The following is a 16,858-nucleotide window of genomic DNA, read 5'->3' as shown; positions in this document are numbered from 1 at the left end:
GATGAAGCCAGGCAGGTGTTCGATCGGGCGTATGCGTTGCTCAAGGCGCGGTGCGGCCTGAAGGAGCCGGCCTTCGTGCGCACCGTCGACTACCTCGCCGCGCTGGTCGAGAGCGACCCGTTCGCCGGCATCGACCGCGCGAGCGTCTACGAGTTCTGCGTCTCCTTCCTGCATTCGCCCGACGTGGTGCCACCCACGCTGCCRCTCGCTTCCACGCGCGGCGATGTCGAGCTGATCGCAGTCACGCCCGGCGAGGTGCTGAGCCTGAGCCGCAAGTTCGGCGCCTCGCCCGGCAGCCCGAACGCCTTCCTCGAAAAGCGCCTGGGCTCGCCGCTGACGACGCGCGCCTGGAACACCCTCGTGCGGCTGGTGCGCAAGCACCGCGCCATGTCCACCGACTGACCCACCGACTGACCCGGACCCTGCCGCCATGAAACCCGACTTCACGATCCGCCCCGTCGCACGCGACGACTTCGCCGCCTGGAAGCCGCTCTGGGACGGCTACAACGCCTTCTACGGCCGCGAGGGCCCGACCGCGTTGCCCGACGAGATCACGCAGACCACCTGGTCGCGCTTCTTCGATGCCTACGAACCGGTGCATGCGCTGGTGGCTGCGCGCGGCAGCGAGCTGCTCGGCCTGACGCACTACCTGTTCCACCGCAGCACCACGCTGCTCGGGCCGAGTTGCTACCTGCAGGACCTGTTCACGGCGGCGGCTGCACGCGGGCGCGGCGTCGGCCGCGCGCTGATCGAGGGCGTCTACGAGCGCGCGGCGGCGGGCGGCGCCAACCGTGTCTACTGGATGACGCAGGAGACCAACGAGACCGCGAGGAAGCTGTACGACGGGGTCGCGACGAACACCGGGTTCCTGATCTACCGCAAGATGCTCTGAACACCCGATGCCGATGCCCTACACGCTGACCCTCACCGAGTCCACCGACGAAGCGCTGCGCCAGGCCATCCTCGCGCCGCTCGTCGAGTACAACCTGTCGCAGGCCGGTCCCAGCGGCAACCGGCCGCTCGCGGTGCTGGTGCACGACGACCAGGGCAACGTCGCCGGCGGCGCCTGGGGCTACACCGGCTTCCAGTGGTTGTTCATCCAGCTGCTGGTGGTACCGGCCGATGCGCGCGGCCAGGGCCTGGGCACGCAGATCATGCAGCGTGCCGAAGCCGAGGCCCTCGAGCGCGGTTGCGTCGGCGCCTGGCTCGACACCTTCGAGTTCCAGGCGCGCGGCTTCTACGAGAAGCTCGGCTACGCCTGCTTCGGCCAGATCGACGGCTATCCGCCGGGCCATGCGCGCTTCTTCATGAAGAAGGCGCTTCCTTCGGCTCAGCTGGCCCCGTAAACGTTTGCCAGCGTGCCGATGCCGTCAATCGTGACCTCGACGGCCGTGCCGGGCTTCATCGGCAGCACGCCGAGCGAGGTGCCGCACAGGATCACGTCGCCCGGCTCCAGCGTCATGTCGTGCGACAGGCGCGACACCAGCTCGGCCGGCGTGAAGAACATGTCGTTCAGCGCGTAGTTCTGGCGCTCGCGGCCGCCCACCGTCGTGCGCAGTGTCCCCGCAGCCGGGTCGAACTCGGTCTCGATCACCGGGCCGAAGATGCCGAATCCGTCGAAGCTCTTCGCGCGCGCCCACTGCGCAAAGCTCGGGTCGCGCGCGATCAGCTCCATCGCGGTCACGTCGTTGGCGCAGCTGTAGCCGAAGATGTGCGACACGGCCAGGTCGAGCGGCACCGCCTTCGCGCGGCGTCCGATCACGATCGCCAGTTCGCCCTCGTAGGCCACGCGGCCGATGTCCGGGCTCGGCACCGCAATCGTTTGGCCGTGCGCCGCGAAGCTGCTCGCTGCCTTCAAAAAGTACAGCGGCTCGGCCGGCCGCGACCAGCCGTTCTTCTCGGCCGCCGCGGCGAAGTTGTTCCACAGCGCGATCATCTTCGACGGCCGGCACGGCGTCAGCCACTCGAGACCGGCCACGGGGATGCGCTCGCCGGTGGGAGAAGGGGAGGCGAACAGGTCGCCGGCATGGACGACGATCTCATCGCCGTCCAGCTGCCCGAAGACTTCACGCCCGGCGTGCACCCCGCGCAGCCATTTCATGCGCCGTCGACGCAGGCAGCAGCGAGCAGCTCGCGGATGAAACGCGACTTGCCCTCGGTGTAGGCCTCGCGGTCGTCGCGGTAGCGCGCGGCCAGCGCCCGCTTCACGTCCAGGTACTGGGCGGCCAGCTCGGGGTGGGCGCGCAGCTGGTCGCGGAACCGCAACTCGGCCTGCGCATCGGCCGGCATGCGCACGTGCACGTGGTGGGTGCGGCCGGTGCCGTACGGCGGCATGCCCTTCACGAAGAACATGCGGTCGCGCCGCGGGTTGTCGGGCCAGAACACGTAGTCCAGGCCCTCGAGCGGCGCGATGAACGACGACCACTGCGCCGCCACCGGGGCGATCAGCAGGATGTCGATGATCGGCTTGGCCGGCAGGTCCGGCACCGCGGTGCTGCCGATGTGCACGATGCAGACCTCGATGTCCGGCCCGAGCGCGGCGCGGATCGCCTGCTGCTCCGCCTTGAACAGCGCAGGCCAGCGGGCATCGTAGGGAGCGAGGGCTATCGTGTCGGTGGTATCTGGCATGGCGGGCCTCCAACGGACGCGCCCGCACAGTATCACTGTGCGGGCCCGAAGTCAGCCCCCCCGACCCCACCCTCAGAAGGCCGGCACCATCGACCCGCTGAAAGTCGACTCGACCAGCTGCTTCACCTCCGGCGACTGGAAGGCCTTCACCAGCTTCGCGACCCAGGGCTTGTCCTTGTCCTCGGTGCGCACCGCCAGCAGGTTGGCGTACGGGTTCTTCGGGTCCTCGATCGCGATCGCGTCGCGCGTGGGCACCAGCTTCGCCTGCACCGCGTAGTTGGTGTTGATGGCGCTCGCGTCCAGGTCGTCGAGCGAGCGCGGCAGCTGCGCCGCCTCGACCTGCACGATCTGGATCTTCTTCGGGTTCTCGACCACGTCCTGCACCGTCGCGCTGATGCCGGCGCTCGGCTTCAGCTTGATCACGCCGTACTTCTGCAGCAGCGCGAGCGCGCGCCCGCTGTTCGACGGATCGTTCTGGATGCCGACCTTCGCGCCGGCCGGCAGGTCGGCCAGCGACTTGTAGCGCTTCGAGTAGAAGCCCATCGGGAAGGTCACCGTGTAGCCGACCGCACTGATCCTGTAGCCGCGCGCCTGGATCTGCGACTGCAGGAACGGCAGGTGCTGGTAGCTGTTGGCCTGCACGTCGCCGGCATCGAGCGCGGCATTGGGCTGGATGTAGTCGTTGAACTCGACGATCTGCAGCTTCAGGCCGTCGCGCTCGGCGACCTTCTTCGCCACCTCGGCGATCTGCGCATGCGGGCCGGCGGTGACGGCGATCTTGATCGTCTCCTGCGCGGCGGCGGGGCCGGCCCCGGCCACGAGGAGGAAGGACAACAACAGGGTACGGCGATGGAAGCTCATGGTCATTCAGTCAGGAGGAAAAGAATTTAGGCGCCCGGCTCGAACGCATCGCGCCACACCAGCAGCCGGCGCTCCAGCGCGCGCATCGCGCCATCGCTCAGCTTGCCGAGCAGCGCCAGCAGTGCGATCGCGGCGAGCACGATGTCGGCGCGGCCGGTCTCGCGGCCGTCGGTCAGCAGGTAGCCGAGGCCACTGCTCGCGGCGATCAGCTCGGCGGCCACCATGAACATCCACGCGAGGCCGAGGCCGTTGCGCAGCCCGGTCAGCACCGACGGCAACGCGGCCGGCAGCAGCACGCGCCGCACCAGCGCCCAGCGCGAGAAGCCGAACAGCCGACCGACCTCGACCAGCTTGCGGTCGACGCCGCGGAAGCCCGAGGCCACGCCCAGGTAGACCGGGAAGAACGCGCCGATCGCGATCAGCACGATCTTCGGCGTCTCGGCTATGCCCAGCCACAGCAGCAGCAGCGGCACCCACGCGAGCGACGGGATCGCGCGCAGGCCCTGCACGGAAGGATCGAGCCAGGCCGAGACGCGCTGCGACAGCCCGACCGCCGAGCCGGCCACGAGCGCGAGCCAGCTGCCGAGCGCAAAGCCTGCGGCGACGCGGCCGGTGCTGGCGAGCACGTGCAGCCCGAGCGCGGGGCCGCCCAGGCCGATCAGCGTGCGCAGCACCTCGCTGGGCGGCGGCAGCGCGCGGCTGCCGGACCAGCCGAGCCAGGCCGCCAGCTCGATCGCGCCCAGCACCACGGCCGGCAGCACGAGGCCGACCGGCAGGCGCCAGCGGCGCTTGCTGAGCGGGCGTCGCACCGCCGACGGGGCGGGCGCAGCCGTCAGCGTCAGTTCAGGCGGCACGCTGGATCACGCCGGTCGCGAAGCGGGTGTCGACCAGCTCAGTGATCGTGCGCGTGAGGTCGATGCCCGGCTTGACCAGCTGCTCGTCGAGCAGGATCGGCGCCGCGGCCTGCAGCGCCTTCACATGCTCGGCCGACGGCTGCGGGTTGCTCAGGTCGGTGCGCAGCTTGATCTGCAGCAGCGCGACCTGCAGGCTGACCTTGGCCTCTTCGGACAGGATCTTCGCGGCCTCGCTCTGGTTCGCGAGGATCCACAAGCGAGCGCGTTCGTAGGCCGCGATCACGCGCTTCACGTCGTTCGGGCGTTGCGCGAGCACGTCCTCGCGCACGTTCAGGAAGCCGTAGGTGTTGAACGCGACGTTGCGGTACAGCAGCGTCGATCCTGCATCCAGTTCACTGGCCGCCATCAGCGGATCCAGCCCGGCCCAGGCGTCGACGCGGCCCTGCTCGAGCGCGCTGCGGCCATCGGCATGCTGCAGCGCGACGTGCTCGATGTCGCTGCGCTTCAGCCCCACGCTGTGCAGCGCGCGCAGCAGGAACAGGTACGGGTCGGTGCCCTTGGTCGCCGCGACCTTCCGGCCTTTCAGGTCGGCCAGCGATTTGATCGGCGAGCCCTTCGGCACGACCAGCGCGGTCCATTCCGGGCGCGAGAAGATGTAGGGCGTGCGGATCGGGTTGCCGTTCGCCTTCGCGAGCAGCGCGGCGAGGCCGGCGCTCGAGCCGATGTCGATGCTGTTGCTGTTCAGGTACTCGAGCGCGCGGTTGCTGCCGGCGCTCAGCACCCACTTGACGTTGACGCCATCGCGCTTGAACTCCTCTTCGAGCCAGCCGAAGCGGCGCAGCACCAGGCTGGACGGCGAGTAGTAGGCGTAGTCGAGGCGCAGTTCCTTCGCGTCGGCGGCACGCGCCAGCGCGGGAACGGCCAGGGCAGCAGCGGCGGCTTGCAGGACGGTACGGCGTTTCATCGGCAACTTTCAGGGAAGACGTTCGGAAGAGGGGGGTCAGGCGGCGGCATGCACGGCATCCAGCCGCAGCCGCTTCGCGATGTGGTCGGCACCGAGCCGCGGGCCGCGGCCGAACAGCTGCTCGCGCAGCGTGCCGCCGGCGTACTCGCGGCGGTAGCGGCCGCGCTTCTGCAGCTCCGGCACCACGTGCTCGACGACATCGCGCATCGATTCATGCGCCACCGCGTACGCGAGGTTGAAGCCGTCGACGCCGGTCGCCTCGACCCAGCGCTCCAGCTCGTCGGCCACCTGCACCGCATCGCCGACGATCACCGGCCCGCGGCCGCCGAGGCCGATGAACTGCGCCGCCTCCTGCACCGTCCAGACGCGCGTCGGGTCGGCCTGGTTGAACGACGCGAGCGCGCTGCGGCCGGCCTCGGTGTCGATGTACTCGACCGTCGCGCCGGGCGCGAAGCGGTTGAAGTCGACGCCGGTCCAGCCCGACAGCAGCGCGAGCGAGGCCTCGAGGTCGATGTGCTCGCGGTACCCGGCGTGCTTCGCCTTCGCGGCGGCCTCGTTCTCGCCGGTGACGATCAGCGCCTGCGCATAGATCAGCACGTCGTTGGCCGGGCGGCCCTGCGCCACCAGCGCGGCGCGGATGCCGTCGACGTACTTGCGCACCACCGTGACGCTCGGCCCGCTGACGAACACGCACTCGGCATGGCGCGCCGCGAAGGCCTTGCCGCGCGGCGAGCTGCCGGCCTGGTACAGCACCGGCGTGCGCTGCGGCGACGGCTCGCACAGGTGGATGCCCGGCACCTGGTAGTGCTCGCCGCGGTGGCGGATCGGGTGCACGCGCGCCGGGTCGGTGAAGACGCCGCGCGCCTTGTCGCGCACGACGGCATCGTCCTGCCAGCTGTGTTCCCACAGCTTGTAGACGACCTCCAGGTACTCGTCGGCCACGTCGTAGCGGTCGTCGTGCGCCGGCTGCTGCGGCAGGCCCAGGTTGCGCGCGGCGCTGTCGAGGTAGCCGGTGACGATGTTCCAGCCGATGCGCCCACGCGTCAGGTGGTCGAGCGTGCTGATGCGGCGCGCGAACGGGTAGGGGTGCTCGCAGGTCAGGGCGCAGGTCACGCCGAAGCCGAGGTGCTGCGTCGCCTGCGCCATCAGCGGCACCAGCGCGAGCGGGTCGTTCAGCGGCACCTGCACGCCGTGGCGCAGCGCCGCATCGGCGGCGCCCTGGTACACGTCGTAGACGCCCAGCACGTCGGCCAGGAACACGCCGTCGAAGCGGCCGCGCTCGAGCAGCTGCGCGAGCTCGACCCAATGGTCCGGGTCGGTGTAGCGGTGCGAGCGGTCGCGCGGATGCGTCCACAGCCCGGGCGACTGGTGCCCGACCGTGTTCATCTGGAAGGCGTTGAAACGGATCACTTGCTTGCGAGCGCCTGCTGGTAGTCCGTCTTCACGAAACCCGCGAACTTCGTCTCGGTGATGGCCAGGAATTCCTTCGAGCGGTAGGCCTCGGCGATGTCGCGCACCCACGGGGTGTCCTTGTCCGCGGTGCGCACCGCGACGACGTTCTGGTAGGTCGGGCCGGTCTTCTCGAGCGCGAGCGCCTCGGTCAGCTTCAGGCCCGACGCGAGCGCGAAGTTGCCGTTGACGAACGAGTAGTCGGTGTCGTCCAGCGAGCGCGGCAGCTGCGCGGCCTCGATCGGCACCAGCTTGATCTTCTTGAGGTTGACGGCCACGTCCTTCTCCGAGGCGCGGATCGGGTCGGTGCCCTCGCGCAGCCTGACCCAGCCGATCTCCTGCAGCACCACCAGCGCGCGCGCCGCGTTGGTCGGGTCGTTCGGCAGCGCGACGACGGCGCCTTCCTTCACGTCCAGCGTCTTGTGCTTGCGGCTGTAGATGGCAATGGGCGCGGTCGGCACCTTCAGCAGCTCGCTGATCGCGAGCTTGTTCTCGGTCGCGAACTTCGTCAGGTAGACGATGTGCTGGAACGCGTTCGCGTCGAGCGCGCCCTGGGCCAGCGCGTGGTTCGGCTGGATGTAGTCGTTGAACTCGACGACCTTCACGGTGTAGCCCTTCTTCTCGAGCAGCGGCTTGATGCCGAGCTTGATCTGGTCGGCGTACGGGCCGGCGGTGGCGCCGAACACGAGCTCCTTCTTCTGCTGGGCGGCCGCGGCCAGCGCGACGGCGGAGAGGGCGACGGCGAGCAGCGTGCGTCGCGCGAGGAAGGCGAGGGACATGAGGGGTACTCCTTGGGAAATGAAACTCAGCGCTTGTCCAGCCGCCGCGCGAGGGTGTTGCCCACCAGCTGGATCGCCTGCACCAGCACGATCAGGATCGCGACGGTGAGCACCATCACGTCGGTCTGGAAGCGGTAGTAGCCGTAGCGGATCGCGAGGTCGCCGATGCCGCCGCCGCCGACCACGCCGGCCACCGCCGAGTACGACAGGAAGCTGATCGCGAGCACGGTCAGCGCGAGCACCAGGCCCGAGCGCGCCTCGACGATCAGCACGCGCCAGATGACCTGCAGCTCGGAGGCGCCCATCGCGTGCGCCGCCTCGATCACGCCGCGCGGCACGTCGCGCAGGTTCTGCTCGACCAGGCGCGCGAAGTACGGGATCGCCGCGAACGACAGCGGCACCGCGGCGGCCACCGGCCCGATCGAGCTGCCGGCGATCACGCGGGTGAAGGGCACCAGCGCGACCAGCAGGATGATGAACGGGAACGAGCGCACGGTGTTCACCGCCCAGCTGACGACGGCGAACAGCGGGCGATTCGCGAGCGACTGGCCGGGGCCGAGCAGGAACAGCCAGATGCCGAGCGGCCCGCCGAGCAGCACCGCGGCCGACAGGCCGATGGCGAGCATCAGCAGCGTCTGGCCGAGCGCGGTGCCCAGCTCGGGAAGGATGGCGACGATGTTCTCAGGCATACGCGGCCTCCTCTTGCGGCGGCGCGGCGACCAGGCGTGCGAGCGCACGGCCGAGCGCGGTCTTGCGCGCGGCGCCGGTCTCGGCGAGCGCGAACTGCTCGGCCACCGCGCCGTCCTCGATCACCGCGACGTGGCGGCACAGCGTGTGCACCACCGCCAGCTCGTGCGTGACGATCACGATGGTCACGCCGAGGCGGGCGTTGATGTCGCGCAGCGTGGCCAGCAGCGATTGCGTGGTCTCGGCGTCGAGGGCCGAAGTCGGCTCGTCGCACAGCAGCACCGAGGGTCGCGAGGCCAGCGCGCGGGCGATCGCGACGCGCTGCTTCTGGCCGCCCGACAGCTGCGCCGGGTGCACGTCGACCTTCTCGTCCAGGCCCACCAGCGCCAGGCAATCGTGCACGCGCTGCTCGATCTCGGCGGCGCGCCAGCGGCCGTGGATGCGCAGCGGGAACGCGACGTTGTCGAACACGCTCGCGTTCTGCAGCAGGTTGAACTGCTGGAAGATCATGCCGATGCCCTGGCGCGCCTCGCGCAACTCGCGCTTGCCGAGCGCCGTCAGCTCGCGGCCGTCGACCGTGACGCTGCCGTGGTCGGGCCGCTCCAGCAGGTTGATCAGCCGCAGCAGCGTCGACTTGCCTGCACCGCTCTTGCCGACCAGCCCGAAGATGTCGCCCTGGCGGACCTGCAGCGAGACGTTCTTCACCGCATCGAAGCGGGTGCCGTTGGGCAGCGCGAAGCTCTTGCTCAAGCCGTCTAGGCGGATCAGCGGCGGCGGCAGGCCGGGGTCGAGGTTCTGGATGTTGCTCATGAGGGAATCACGAGTAGGCGGTCGGCTCGGGGATCTGCCCGTTCAGCACGTAGCGGCCGATGTCGCGCAGCTTGTAGTCGATCGGGTCGTGCAGCGTGTGCACGCGGGCGTTGCGCCAGAAGCGGTCGAGCCCGAAGCGCTGCGAGGTGGAGCGCGCGCCGGTCAGCTCGAACAGCTGCGAGCTGACCTCGAGGCCGGCGCGGTGCGACAGGGCCTTCGCCTCGGCGACCGCGATCGCGACCTCGCCGCGCTCGGCGGGGGTCAGCGCCGGGCCCTGGCGCAGCGCCTGGTCGAGCCGCTTGCTTGCTTCATCGGCCAGCGCGATCGCGGGGCGCAGCAGCAGCCACAGCTCGCCGTAGCGGTGCTGGATGAACGGGTCGTCGATGGCCTGCGCGACACCGGCAGCGAACCAGGGCTTGCTCGATTCGCGGGTGTAGCGGCGGGCCTCGTCGAACGCGCCGAGGCCGATGCCGAGGTACAGGTTCGCCATGATCAGCTGCGCCACCTGCGAGCGCAGCGTGGCGCGCGCGGTGGGCACGACGCCGGGCGCCTGCAGCACCTCGTCGTGCGAGATCCGCACCTGGTGGAACGCGACGTTGCCGCTGTCGGTCTGGCGCTGGCCGAAGGCATCCCAGTCGGCCTGCACGCTGACGCCTTCGCGCCGCGTCGGCACGGCGGCGATCAGCGCCGTCTGCGTCGGCTCGTGCCAGGCAGAGATCGTCAGCTGGTCGGAACCGACCGAGCCCGACGCGAAGCTCTTGAGGCCGTCGATCACGAAGCCGCCGTCGACCTCGCGGGCGAGCGTGCGCTTGTCGAGTGGGTTCAGCGCATTGCCCCAGAAGAGGTGTTCGTCGACGGTCCGGCGCAACAGCGTGCGCTGCTGGTCGGCGCTGCCGTACAGCAGCACGCCGGCGAGCTGCAGGTGGTGGAAGCCGAACAGGTGGGCGAGGGCGCTGTCGACCTGCGCGAGCTGGCGCAGCACGGCGTAGAAGGTGGGCCAGTCGGCGCCGAGGCCGCCGAGCTCGCGCGGGATCGTGAGGGTCAGCAGGCCGCTCGCGCGGATGTGTTCGCGCTCGGTGGCGGCATGGCCGCCGGCCTGGTCGCGTTCGACCGCGGTGGCGGCGAGCTGCTGGACGAGCGTGGCGGTGGCGGCAGCGATTCGCTCATGCACGTCGGCATGGCGGGACAACGGGAAAACCTGGGACATCGTGGGCCGCAGTGTCGAGGGYGGACATCGCGCGGCGAACGAAGGAAAACGCGGCTCGATCTGCAGTTTGCGATGAAGCGGGCGGAAGAGCTCGGTTCAAGCTCTTCGAACAGAGGCTTCAGAAATTTCGGATACTCATGTTCACGTGGTCCCCGACCATCCGATGCCGCATGCATGAATGAGGAAGCACCCTTGAACGTCTCACGCACCAACCTTGCTCTCGCCGATCGCGCGCGGGCTCGCCGCCGCTTGCTGCAGTTCCTGGCGGGCAGTCCCTTGCTGGCCGGCTCCGCAGCCCCGGGCGTGATCGCCGCCCTGGCGGCGACGCTGACCGATGCGGCGTCGGCGCAGAGCTATGACGTGCTGCGCGGCCAGACACGCAAGGTCGGCGACATCATCGAAGCACCCGAAGACGCGCTCAACGTGATGGACTTCGAGCCGGCGGCTCGAAAGGCGCTGCAGGCCCAGGGCGCTCCTGCGCACTGGGGCTACATGGCCACCGGCGTCGATGACGACGCCACGCTGCGCGCGAATCATGACGACTACGACAAGCTCCGCATCAAGGTGCGGCGGCTGGTCGACGCGCGCAAGATCGACACGCGGATCCGCCTGTTCGGCGCCGAGTACGCCAGCCCGATCTTTCTGTCGCCGGTGAGCAGCCAGGGTGCATTCCACCCCGAAGCCGAGATCCCGGTCGCACGCGCGGCGGGCGCGAGGAAGCAGCTGATGGTTCTGTCGACCTCCAGCAATTCGTCGGCCGCCGACGTGGCCAAGGCGCACGGCGCCCCGATCTGGTTCCAGCTCTACCCCACCGACGACTGGGACGTGACCCGGGCGCTCGTCAAGCGTGCCGAAGAGGCCGGGGCGACCGCCATCGTGCTGACGGTGGACCGGCAGGGCGGGCGCAACACCGAGACGCTGTTCCGTGCGCGCAGGCAGGACGACCGGCAGTGCGTCGCCTGCCATGCCGGCGGCTTCAAGAACGAGGTCTCGCGCAAGCCCGCGTTCAACGACATCGACGTGTCGCACGTGACCAACCTGTACGGGACAGGCATGACCTGGGACTTCGTCGCCAAGCTGCGTGCCGCGACCAAGGCGAAGGTCGTCCTGAAGGGCATCATGACCGGTGAGGACGCTGCTCGCGCGGTGCGGGCCGGCGTCGACGGCATCATCGTGTCCAACCATGGCGGCCGCGCGGAAGAGAGCTTCCAGTCGACGATCGGCGCGCTGCCCGAAGTCGTCAAGGCGGTCGCCGGCAAGATCCCGGTGCTGGTCGACGGCGGAGTCCGCCGCGGCACCGACGCCTACAAGGCATTGGCACTGGGCGCGACGGCGGTCGGCATCGGGCGCCCCTACTGCTGGGGGCTCGCGGCCTTCGGCGAACCGGGCGTCGCGGCCGTGCTCGGCATCCTGCAGCGCGAGTTCGAGACCATCATGCGTCAAACCGGGGCGACCCGGCTGAAAGAGATCACCGCCGCGACGGTCGCTGCCGGCCCGTCGTTCGCCTCGCGATGATCACACGTGAGCGGGCGAGGGCGCTGTCGACCTGCGCGAGCTGGCGCAGCACGCCGTAGGAGGTGGRCCAGTCGGCGCCGAGGCCGCCGAGCTGGCGCGGGATCGTGAGGGTCAGCAGGCCGCATGAACTTGCGTGCGCGGCTCAGGTATCGGCGCTGGTGCAAGATGTGGCGCATGTACCAACACATCCTCGTCCCCATCGACGGCAGCGACACCTCCAACCGCGGCCTCGACGAAGCGATCCGCCTCGCGAAGCTGACCGGCGCGACGCTGCGCCTGATCCACATGGTCGACGAGTTGAGCTTCGCGACCGGCTTCGGCGGCTACGCGGGCGATGTGGCCGGCGTGCTGAAGAGCGCCGGCAACGAGGTGCTGGCCCAGGGCCAGGCGCGCGCAGCGGCGGCCGGCGTCGCGGCCGAGGTCGCGCTGTTCGAGACGATGCAGCGCCGGCTGGCCGACGTGGTGGTCGACGAGATCGGCCGCTGGCCGGCCGACCTGGTCGTGGTCGGCACGCACGGCCGCCGCGGCATCGGCCGCTGGGTGCTGGGCAGCGACGCCGAGCAGATCCTGCGCAGCTCGCCGGTGCCGGTGCTGCTGGTGCGGCCGCCAGCAGATTGATCGGCATTGAGCCGGCGTCGCGCCGACAAGACAATCGACTGCGTTTCAAGGCGCTTTGTTGAGAACAATTCTCATTAGCCTGTAGACTTGCCCGCCAGGAGCGCCGGCAAACCGCCATCCCCATTGCGGGATGGGTGCGGGCAAACCCAACCCACCGCCACCACGACAGCACGCGTCCGGCATCGGCCCGCGTGGCGCAGCCCTGCCCGACAAGACGCGGCGTCCAGCGCATCTCGACCTCGACATCGCATTTGGAGAAGTACCCGTGAACCACCCCTTCCTGATGACGGCCTGCGCCATCGCCGCCTGCGTGGCGCTGGGCGATGCCCGTGCGCAAGACGCCAGGCCCGAAGAAACCAAGCCGCCCGAAGCCGCGCTCGACAAGGTCTCGGTGACCGGCAAGCGCGTGCACCGCGTCTCCAAGGGCGCCACCGGCCTGCCGATGGACGTGAAGGAAACGCCGCAGACCATCAGCACCATCGATCAGGGCGAGATGGCCGATTTCGGCCTGACCGGCAGCAATGAAGCGCTGGGCCTGGCCACCGGCATCAACGTCGAGCAGTACGAGACCAACCGGGCGACCTTCAATGCGCGCGGCTTCGAGATCCAGCTGACGCAGGTCGACGGCCTGGGCATGACCAACTCCTGGGGCACCGTGGTCGGCCGCGAGGACACCTTCCTGTTCGAGCGCATCGAGTTGATCCGCGGCGCCAACGGGCTGCTCACCGGCGTGGGCAACGCGTCGGGCACGATCAACTACGTGCGCAAGCGCCCGAAGAACGAGGACGGCGGCGAGGCCAACGTGACGCTCGGCTCCTACGGCCTCAAGCGCGTGGCGCTCGACTACAACAAGGTGCTGGCCGAAGACGGCTCCTGGGCCGGCCGCTTCGTGGTGGCCCACGAGGACAAGAACTCCTGGATCCGCGACCTCCACAACGAGCGCACCTCCCTTTACGGCGTGGTCGACGGCCAGATCGGCACCGACGGCATCCTGACGCTGGGCGTCACCGCGGTCGACGCGAAGCAGGACTCACCGATGTGGGGCTCGCTGACGCTGTTGCGCTCCGACGGCACCCAGGCCGATGTCGACGTCGGCTCGTCCACCTCGCAGAAGTGGACCTACTGGAACAACAAGTCGTACAACGCCTTCGTCGAGTACGCCCACCACCTGACCCCGGACTGGGAAGCCAAGGCGACCTACAACTACCGCCACGGCAACGAATCGACGCGCCTGCTGTATGCGTACTCGCTGAGCGGCGTGCTGAACCCGGACAACACCGGCCTGGTGGGCTGGCCCTACCGCAGCGAAGGCAGCTCGGACAACCAGGTGCTGGACGTCAACCTCAACGGCGAGTTCTCCGCGTTCGGGCGCCAGCACAGCCTGCTGGTCGGCCTGAGCCAGTCGCGGGAGAAGACCGCCGTCGACAGCTACCAGGCGCTGACCCACGCGGCCGACCCGCTGCCGGCCTTCCCGTATGGCGGCGACGTGTATGCCGAACCGGACTGGGGCCCGCGCCTGCCCAGCACGCGCGGCGAGCAGACGCTGACCCGCCTGTACGCGGCCTCGCACATCGCGCTGACCGATTCGCTGAAGGGCGTCATCGGCGTGAACGCGGTGCGCCTCGCGCGCGAGGGGGCCTCGATCTACGGCAGCACTGCGACCAACACCGACTACCCCGTCACGAAGGAGACCAGCCCCTACGTCGGCCTCACCTACGACTTCACGCCCGACGTGCTCGGCTACGTGTCGTACTCGGACATCTTCCAGAACCAGGACCAGACCGACCACGACGGCAAGTACCTGGACCCGATGAAGGGCGTCAACACCGAGCTCGGCGTGAAGGCCGAGTGGCTCGACAAGGCGCTGTTGACGACCTTCGCCGTGTTCACCGCGAAGCAGAACGGCCTGGCGACCTACGCCGGAGCCATCACCGACGTGCCCACCGACGACCCGCGCTACAACCAGTCCTGGTACGAGGGCAAGGACGTGAAGTCGAAGGGCTTCGAGTTCGAAGCCACCGGCCGCGTCGCCCGCAACACCCGGCTGACCTTCGGCTACACCCGCCTGATCCTGACCGGCCCGGACGGCAACGACATCTACGAATGGGTGCCGCGCAACACCGTCAACTTCCGCATCGACAACCGCGTGTCGGCGCTGCCGGCCCTGCGCGTGGGCGCCGGCGGCCGCTGGCAATCGGACGTGAGCAAGAACGGCAGCGCGAAGCAGGGGGCCTTCCTGGTGGCCAACGCCTTCGCCGCGTATGAGCTGACCCCCGCCGCCACCGTGCGGCTGAGCCTCAACAACGTGTTCGACAAGAAGTACGTCACCGGGCTGGCCTACGGCGCGATCTACGGCTCGCCGCGCACGGTGGCGGTGTCGCTCGAGTACAAGCTCTGACCCGGGGTCTCAGGGTGGCGTAAGCGGGGTCCCCGGATTGGCATCCGGGCTGCGCATCTCCGCGAGCCAGCGCGCAGCCTCTTCCGGCGACAGCGGCCGCGCGTACAGGTAGCCCTGCAGCACGTCGCAACCGGCGGCCGTCGCGGCGCGCGCGTGCTCGCGCGTCTCGACGCCTTCGGCCACCACGTCCAGGCGCAGTGCCGACGCCAGGTCGCAGATCGCCTTGACCACCGCGGTCGCGTCCGGCGCCGGCATCGGGTCGATCAGGCTGCGGTCGATCTTCACGGTGCGCAGCGGCAGGCTGCGCAGCATGTTCAGCGACGAGAAGCCGGTGCCGAAGTCGTCCAGCGCCACTTCGACGCCGTGCGCCCGCATCTGCCGGATCTGCTCGCGCGCCTGCTCCATGTAGGTCACTGCCGCGCTCTCGGTGATCTCGAGCGTCAGCAGCGCCGGCGGCACGTCGAAGTGCCGCAGCGTGCGCAGCACCAGCTCCGGGAAGCCCGGGTCGAGCAGCTGCAGCGGCGACACGTTCACCGCCACCGGCACCGTCTTGCCGAAGGCGCCGCGCCACTCCGAGATCTGCTGGCAGGCCTGCGTCAGGATCAGGTTGCCGAGCGGCCCGATCAGCCCGGTGCGCTCGGCCGCCGGGATGAACTCCATCGGGCTGATGCGCCCGAGCCCCGGCCGGTCCCAGCGCACCAGCGCCTCGAAGCCGACCAGCGTCTTGTTCTGCGCATCCACCTTCGGCTGGTAGACCAGGCAGAACTCGTCGTTCTTCATGCCCGCCCGCAGCGCCTGCTCGGCATCGAGCGATGCGCCCGAGCCGCGCTCGAAGCGCTCTTCGGCGAACTGCACCGAGGTGCCCGGCGTGCGCTTGGCCTCGTGCATCGCCGCATTGGCCGCGCGCAGCAGCGCCTCGGGCTCGCGCGCGGTGGCCGGGTAGGTCGCCATGCCCATCGACACGTCGAGGAAGAACTCGTGCTGCGGCAGCGCGAGTGGTTGCATCAGCAGCTGCCGCACCGCCTGCGCGACGTTCTGCGCGGTGCGGTCGCTCTCGCTGCCCGGCGCGAGCAGCGCGAACTCGTCCTCGCCCAGGCGCATCACCTCGGCGCGCCCCGCCAGGGCCTTGTGCAACGCGGTCGCCAGCGAGCGCAGCACCGCATCGCCGATCGACGGGCCGTGCGCCTCGTTGAAGAGCTTGAAGCGGTCGACGTCCATCAGCACCAGCGCGAACGGCGTCGGCAGCTCCGCGCCGCACAGGTCGCGCAGCCGCTGCAGCAGCGCGACGCGGTTCGGCAGGCCAGTCAGCTCGTCGTGCGTCGCCTGGTACAGCATGGCCTGCGCCGCGTCGTGCTGCGCGGTCTCGTCGGTCACCACCACCTGCTCGGCCGGGCGGCCGTCCCAGTCGATGCGCCAGGCGCTGAAGCGCAGCTGGATCGGCGTGCCGTCGAAGCGGTAGCGCATGCCCTGCCAGCTGGCTTGGCGCAGTTCGCCGGCGATGATCTTGCGGTGGCGGTCGCGCGCCTGCTCGCGCTCCTCGGGCGGCATCGTCGCCTCGCGCCACAGCGTCAGCACCTCGGTCAGCGCATTCAGGCCGTAGATCTTCAGCAGCGCCGGGTTGGCGTACAGCAGGTCTTCGCCGCGCACCACCGCGACGCCCTGGTGCGAATGCTCGGTGAGCTGCAGGAAGCGGTCGCGCAGCCGGCGCGATTCTTCATTCGAGCGGCGCACCGCGGCGTGCAGCAGCGCGAGGCCGAGCGTCAGCCGCAGCATCGCCGCCACCGTGGCCTGCAGCGTGATGCCGGCCGGGCCGAAGAACACGAAGGTGAACTGGTTGATGCCCAGCAGCATCAGCAGCAGCCCGGCCAGGCGCTCTGAACCGCCATGCCGCCACAGCCAGACGGTGGCCACCAGGCCGGCGGCGACGTGCAGGCTCGCACTCACCGCCTGCGCCGCCTGCACGTTCAGCGGCACCAGCAGCGCCGCCACCAGCAGCAGCACCGCGCCGAGCGCGAAGGCCTCGGCGCGGCTCGGCGCGCGGCCGGCCAGGCGGGCGCTGCCGACCAGCAGCAGCGACAGGTACAGCGC

The 16,858-nt window shown here is 69.9% G+C and carries 18 protein-coding genes; 6 read left to right on the top strand and 12 right to left on the bottom strand.

Translation table 11 applies throughout. The features are described 5' to 3' along the window. The 3 genes from AC1D01_RS04330 to AC1D01_RS04320 all read left to right on the top strand — a co-directional run. Positions 1-402: DUF1697 domain-containing protein (locus tag AC1D01_RS04330; protein WP_477864848.1), on the top strand; the 402-nt coding region annotated here is incomplete at its 5' end. A 28-nt stretch (positions 403-430) separates the two neighbouring features. Beyond that, a complete protein-coding gene (locus tag AC1D01_RS04325; protein WP_477864847.1) occupies positions 431-892 on the top strand; it encodes a GNAT family N-acetyltransferase in 462 nt (153 codons plus the stop codon). 13 nt (positions 893-905) lie between these two features. Then, entirely contained in the window at positions 906-1,346 is a 441-nt protein-coding gene (locus AC1D01_RS04320) for a GNAT family N-acetyltransferase (protein ID WP_477864850.1), read from the top strand. Here AC1D01_RS04320 and AC1D01_RS04315 read toward each other — a convergent pair. The 10 genes from AC1D01_RS04315 to AC1D01_RS04270 all read right to left on the bottom strand — a co-directional run bounded on the left by AC1D01_RS04315 (position 1,331) and on the right by AC1D01_RS04270 (position 10,239). Then, the gene (locus AC1D01_RS04315) at positions 1,331-2,101 is read right to left on the bottom strand and encodes a fumarylacetoacetate hydrolase family protein (RefSeq protein ID WP_477864846.1); all 771 of its coding nucleotides are present in this window, start codon (positions 2,099-2,101) and stop codon (positions 1,331-1,333) included. The genes AC1D01_RS04320 and AC1D01_RS04315 overlap by 16 nt on opposite strands. Next, positions 2,098-2,628 carry a GrpB family protein gene (locus AC1D01_RS04310; RefSeq protein WP_477838353.1) on the bottom strand — a complete coding sequence of 177 codons (531 nt, stop codon included), beginning with the start codon at positions 2,626-2,628 and terminating at the stop codon, positions 2,098-2,100. Before AC1D01_RS04310 ends, AC1D01_RS04315 begins: the two co-directional genes overlap by 4 nt. A 72-nt stretch (positions 2,629-2,700) precedes the next feature. Further along, positions 2,701-3,489, bottom strand: coding sequence for a MetQ/NlpA family ABC transporter substrate-binding protein (locus AC1D01_RS04305; RefSeq protein WP_477864845.1), 789 nt, complete (start codon positions 3,487-3,489; stop codon positions 2,701-2,703). A gap of 26 nt (positions 3,490-3,515) precedes the next feature. After that, entirely contained in the window at positions 3,516-4,343 is an 828-nt protein-coding gene (locus tag AC1D01_RS04300) for an ABC transporter permease (RefSeq protein WP_477864844.1), read from the bottom strand. Then, positions 4,333-5,307, bottom strand: coding sequence for an aliphatic sulfonate ABC transporter substrate-binding protein (locus tag AC1D01_RS04295; RefSeq protein WP_477864843.1), 975 nt, complete (start codon positions 5,305-5,307; stop codon positions 4,333-4,335). The genes AC1D01_RS04300 and AC1D01_RS04295 overlap by 11 nt, the downstream gene beginning before the upstream one ends. Positions 5,308-5,343: 36 nt before the next feature. Next, positions 5,344-6,717 (bottom strand): LLM class flavin-dependent oxidoreductase, encoded by a 1,374-nt coding sequence (locus tag AC1D01_RS04290; protein WP_477864842.1) that lies wholly within the window; start codon positions 6,715-6,717, stop codon positions 5,344-5,346. Then, positions 6,714-7,535: a MetQ/NlpA family ABC transporter substrate-binding protein gene (locus tag AC1D01_RS04285; RefSeq protein ID WP_477864841.1), complete on the bottom strand. Its 822-nt coding sequence runs from the start codon at positions 7,533-7,535 to the stop codon at positions 6,714-6,716. The genes AC1D01_RS04290 and AC1D01_RS04285 overlap by 4 nt, the downstream gene beginning before the upstream one ends. Positions 7,536-7,561: 26 nt before the next feature. Beyond that, positions 7,562-8,224, bottom strand: a complete 663-nt coding sequence (locus tag AC1D01_RS04280) for a methionine ABC transporter permease (RefSeq protein WP_477864840.1) — start codon at positions 8,222-8,224, stop codon at positions 7,562-7,564. Beyond that, positions 8,217-9,032: a methionine ABC transporter ATP-binding protein gene (locus AC1D01_RS04275; RefSeq protein WP_477864839.1), complete on the bottom strand. Its 816-nt coding sequence runs from the start codon at positions 9,030-9,032 to the stop codon at positions 8,217-8,219. The genes AC1D01_RS04280 and AC1D01_RS04275 overlap by 8 nt, the downstream gene beginning before the upstream one ends. A gap of 7 nt (positions 9,033-9,039) precedes the next feature. Then, on the bottom strand, positions 9,040-10,239 hold the full coding sequence (locus tag AC1D01_RS04270) for an acyl-CoA dehydrogenase family protein (RefSeq protein ID WP_477864838.1): 1,200 nt from the start codon (positions 10,237-10,239) through the stop codon (positions 9,040-9,042). Between AC1D01_RS04270 and AC1D01_RS04265 the strand changes: the two genes are divergently transcribed. After that, a complete protein-coding gene (locus AC1D01_RS04265) occupies positions 10,198-11,754 on the top strand; it encodes an alpha-hydroxy acid oxidase (RefSeq protein ID WP_477864837.1) in 1,557 nt (518 codons plus the stop codon). The two genes, AC1D01_RS04270 and AC1D01_RS04265, sit on opposite strands and share 42 nt — an antisense overlap. Here the strand turns inward: AC1D01_RS04265 and AC1D01_RS04260 are convergent. Next, a complete protein-coding gene (locus AC1D01_RS04260; RefSeq protein ID WP_477864849.1) occupies positions 11,708-11,872 on the bottom strand; it encodes a hypothetical protein in 165 nt (54 codons plus the stop codon). The two genes, AC1D01_RS04265 and AC1D01_RS04260, sit on opposite strands and share 47 nt — an antisense overlap. Before the next feature lie 56 nt (positions 11,873-11,928). Between AC1D01_RS04260 and AC1D01_RS04255 the strand changes: the two genes are divergently transcribed. Both AC1D01_RS04255 and AC1D01_RS04250 read left to right on the top strand, forming a co-directional pair. Beyond that, positions 11,929-12,372, top strand: coding sequence for a universal stress protein (locus AC1D01_RS04255; protein WP_477864836.1), 444 nt, complete (start codon positions 11,929-11,931; stop codon positions 12,370-12,372). Positions 12,373-12,637: 265 nt separating this feature from the next. Then, positions 12,638-14,770, top strand: coding sequence for a TonB-dependent siderophore receptor (locus AC1D01_RS04250; protein WP_477864835.1), 2,133 nt, complete (start codon positions 12,638-12,640; stop codon positions 14,768-14,770). A gap of 9 nt (positions 14,771-14,779) precedes the next feature. On the opposite strand, the gene AC1D01_RS04245 is transcribed toward AC1D01_RS04250, so the two are convergent. Further along, on the bottom strand, positions 14,780-16,858 hold a 2,079-nt coding region (locus tag AC1D01_RS04245; protein ID WP_477864834.1), incomplete at its 5' end, for a putative bifunctional diguanylate cyclase/phosphodiesterase.

This window comes from Rhizobacter sp. P3_B12, from assembly GCF_056402895.1.
This window is presented reverse-complemented; position numbering and strand designations above follow the sequence as displayed.

What these genes read in the sequence shown, in the direction of transcription:
- AC1D01_RS04325 (WP_477864847.1), top strand. Translation starts at nt 431, where the DNA reads ATGAAACCCGACTTCACGATCCGCCCCGTCGCACGCGACGACTTCGCC.
- AC1D01_RS04255 (WP_477864836.1), top strand. Translation starts at nt 11,929, where the DNA reads ATGTACCAACACATCCTCGTCCCCATCGACGGCAGCGACACCTCCAAC.
- AC1D01_RS04280 (WP_477864840.1), bottom strand. Translation starts at nt 8,224, where the DNA reads ATGCCTGAGAACATCGTCGCCATCCTTCCCGAGCTGGGCACCGCGCTC.
- AC1D01_RS04310 (WP_477838353.1), bottom strand. Translation starts at nt 2,628, where the DNA reads ATGCCAGATACCACCGACACGATAGCCCTCGCTCCCTACGATGCCCGC.
- AC1D01_RS04320 (WP_477864850.1), top strand. Translation starts at nt 906, where the DNA reads ATGCCCTACACGCTGACCCTCACCGAGTCCACCGACGAAGCGCTGCGC.
- AC1D01_RS04270 (WP_477864838.1), bottom strand. Translation starts at nt 10,239, where the DNA reads ATGTCCCAGGTTTTCCCGTTGTCCCGCCATGCCGACGTGCATGAGCGA.
- AC1D01_RS04275 (WP_477864839.1), bottom strand. Translation starts at nt 9,032, where the DNA reads ATGAGCAACATCCAGAACCTCGACCCCGGCCTGCCGCCGCCGCTGATC.
- AC1D01_RS04295 (WP_477864843.1), bottom strand. Translation starts at nt 5,307, where the DNA reads ATGAAACGCCGTACCGTCCTGCAAGCCGCCGCTGCTGCCCTGGCCGTT.
- AC1D01_RS04285 (WP_477864841.1), bottom strand. Translation starts at nt 7,535, where the DNA reads ATGTCCCTCGCCTTCCTCGCGCGACGCACGCTGCTCGCCGTCGCCCTC.
- AC1D01_RS04305 (WP_477864845.1), bottom strand. Translation starts at nt 3,489, where the DNA reads ATGAGCTTCCATCGCCGTACCCTGTTGTTGTCCTTCCTCCTCGTGGCC.
- AC1D01_RS04315 (WP_477864846.1), bottom strand. Translation starts at nt 2,101, where the DNA reads ATGAAATGGCTGCGCGGGGTGCACGCCGGGCGTGAAGTCTTCGGGCAG.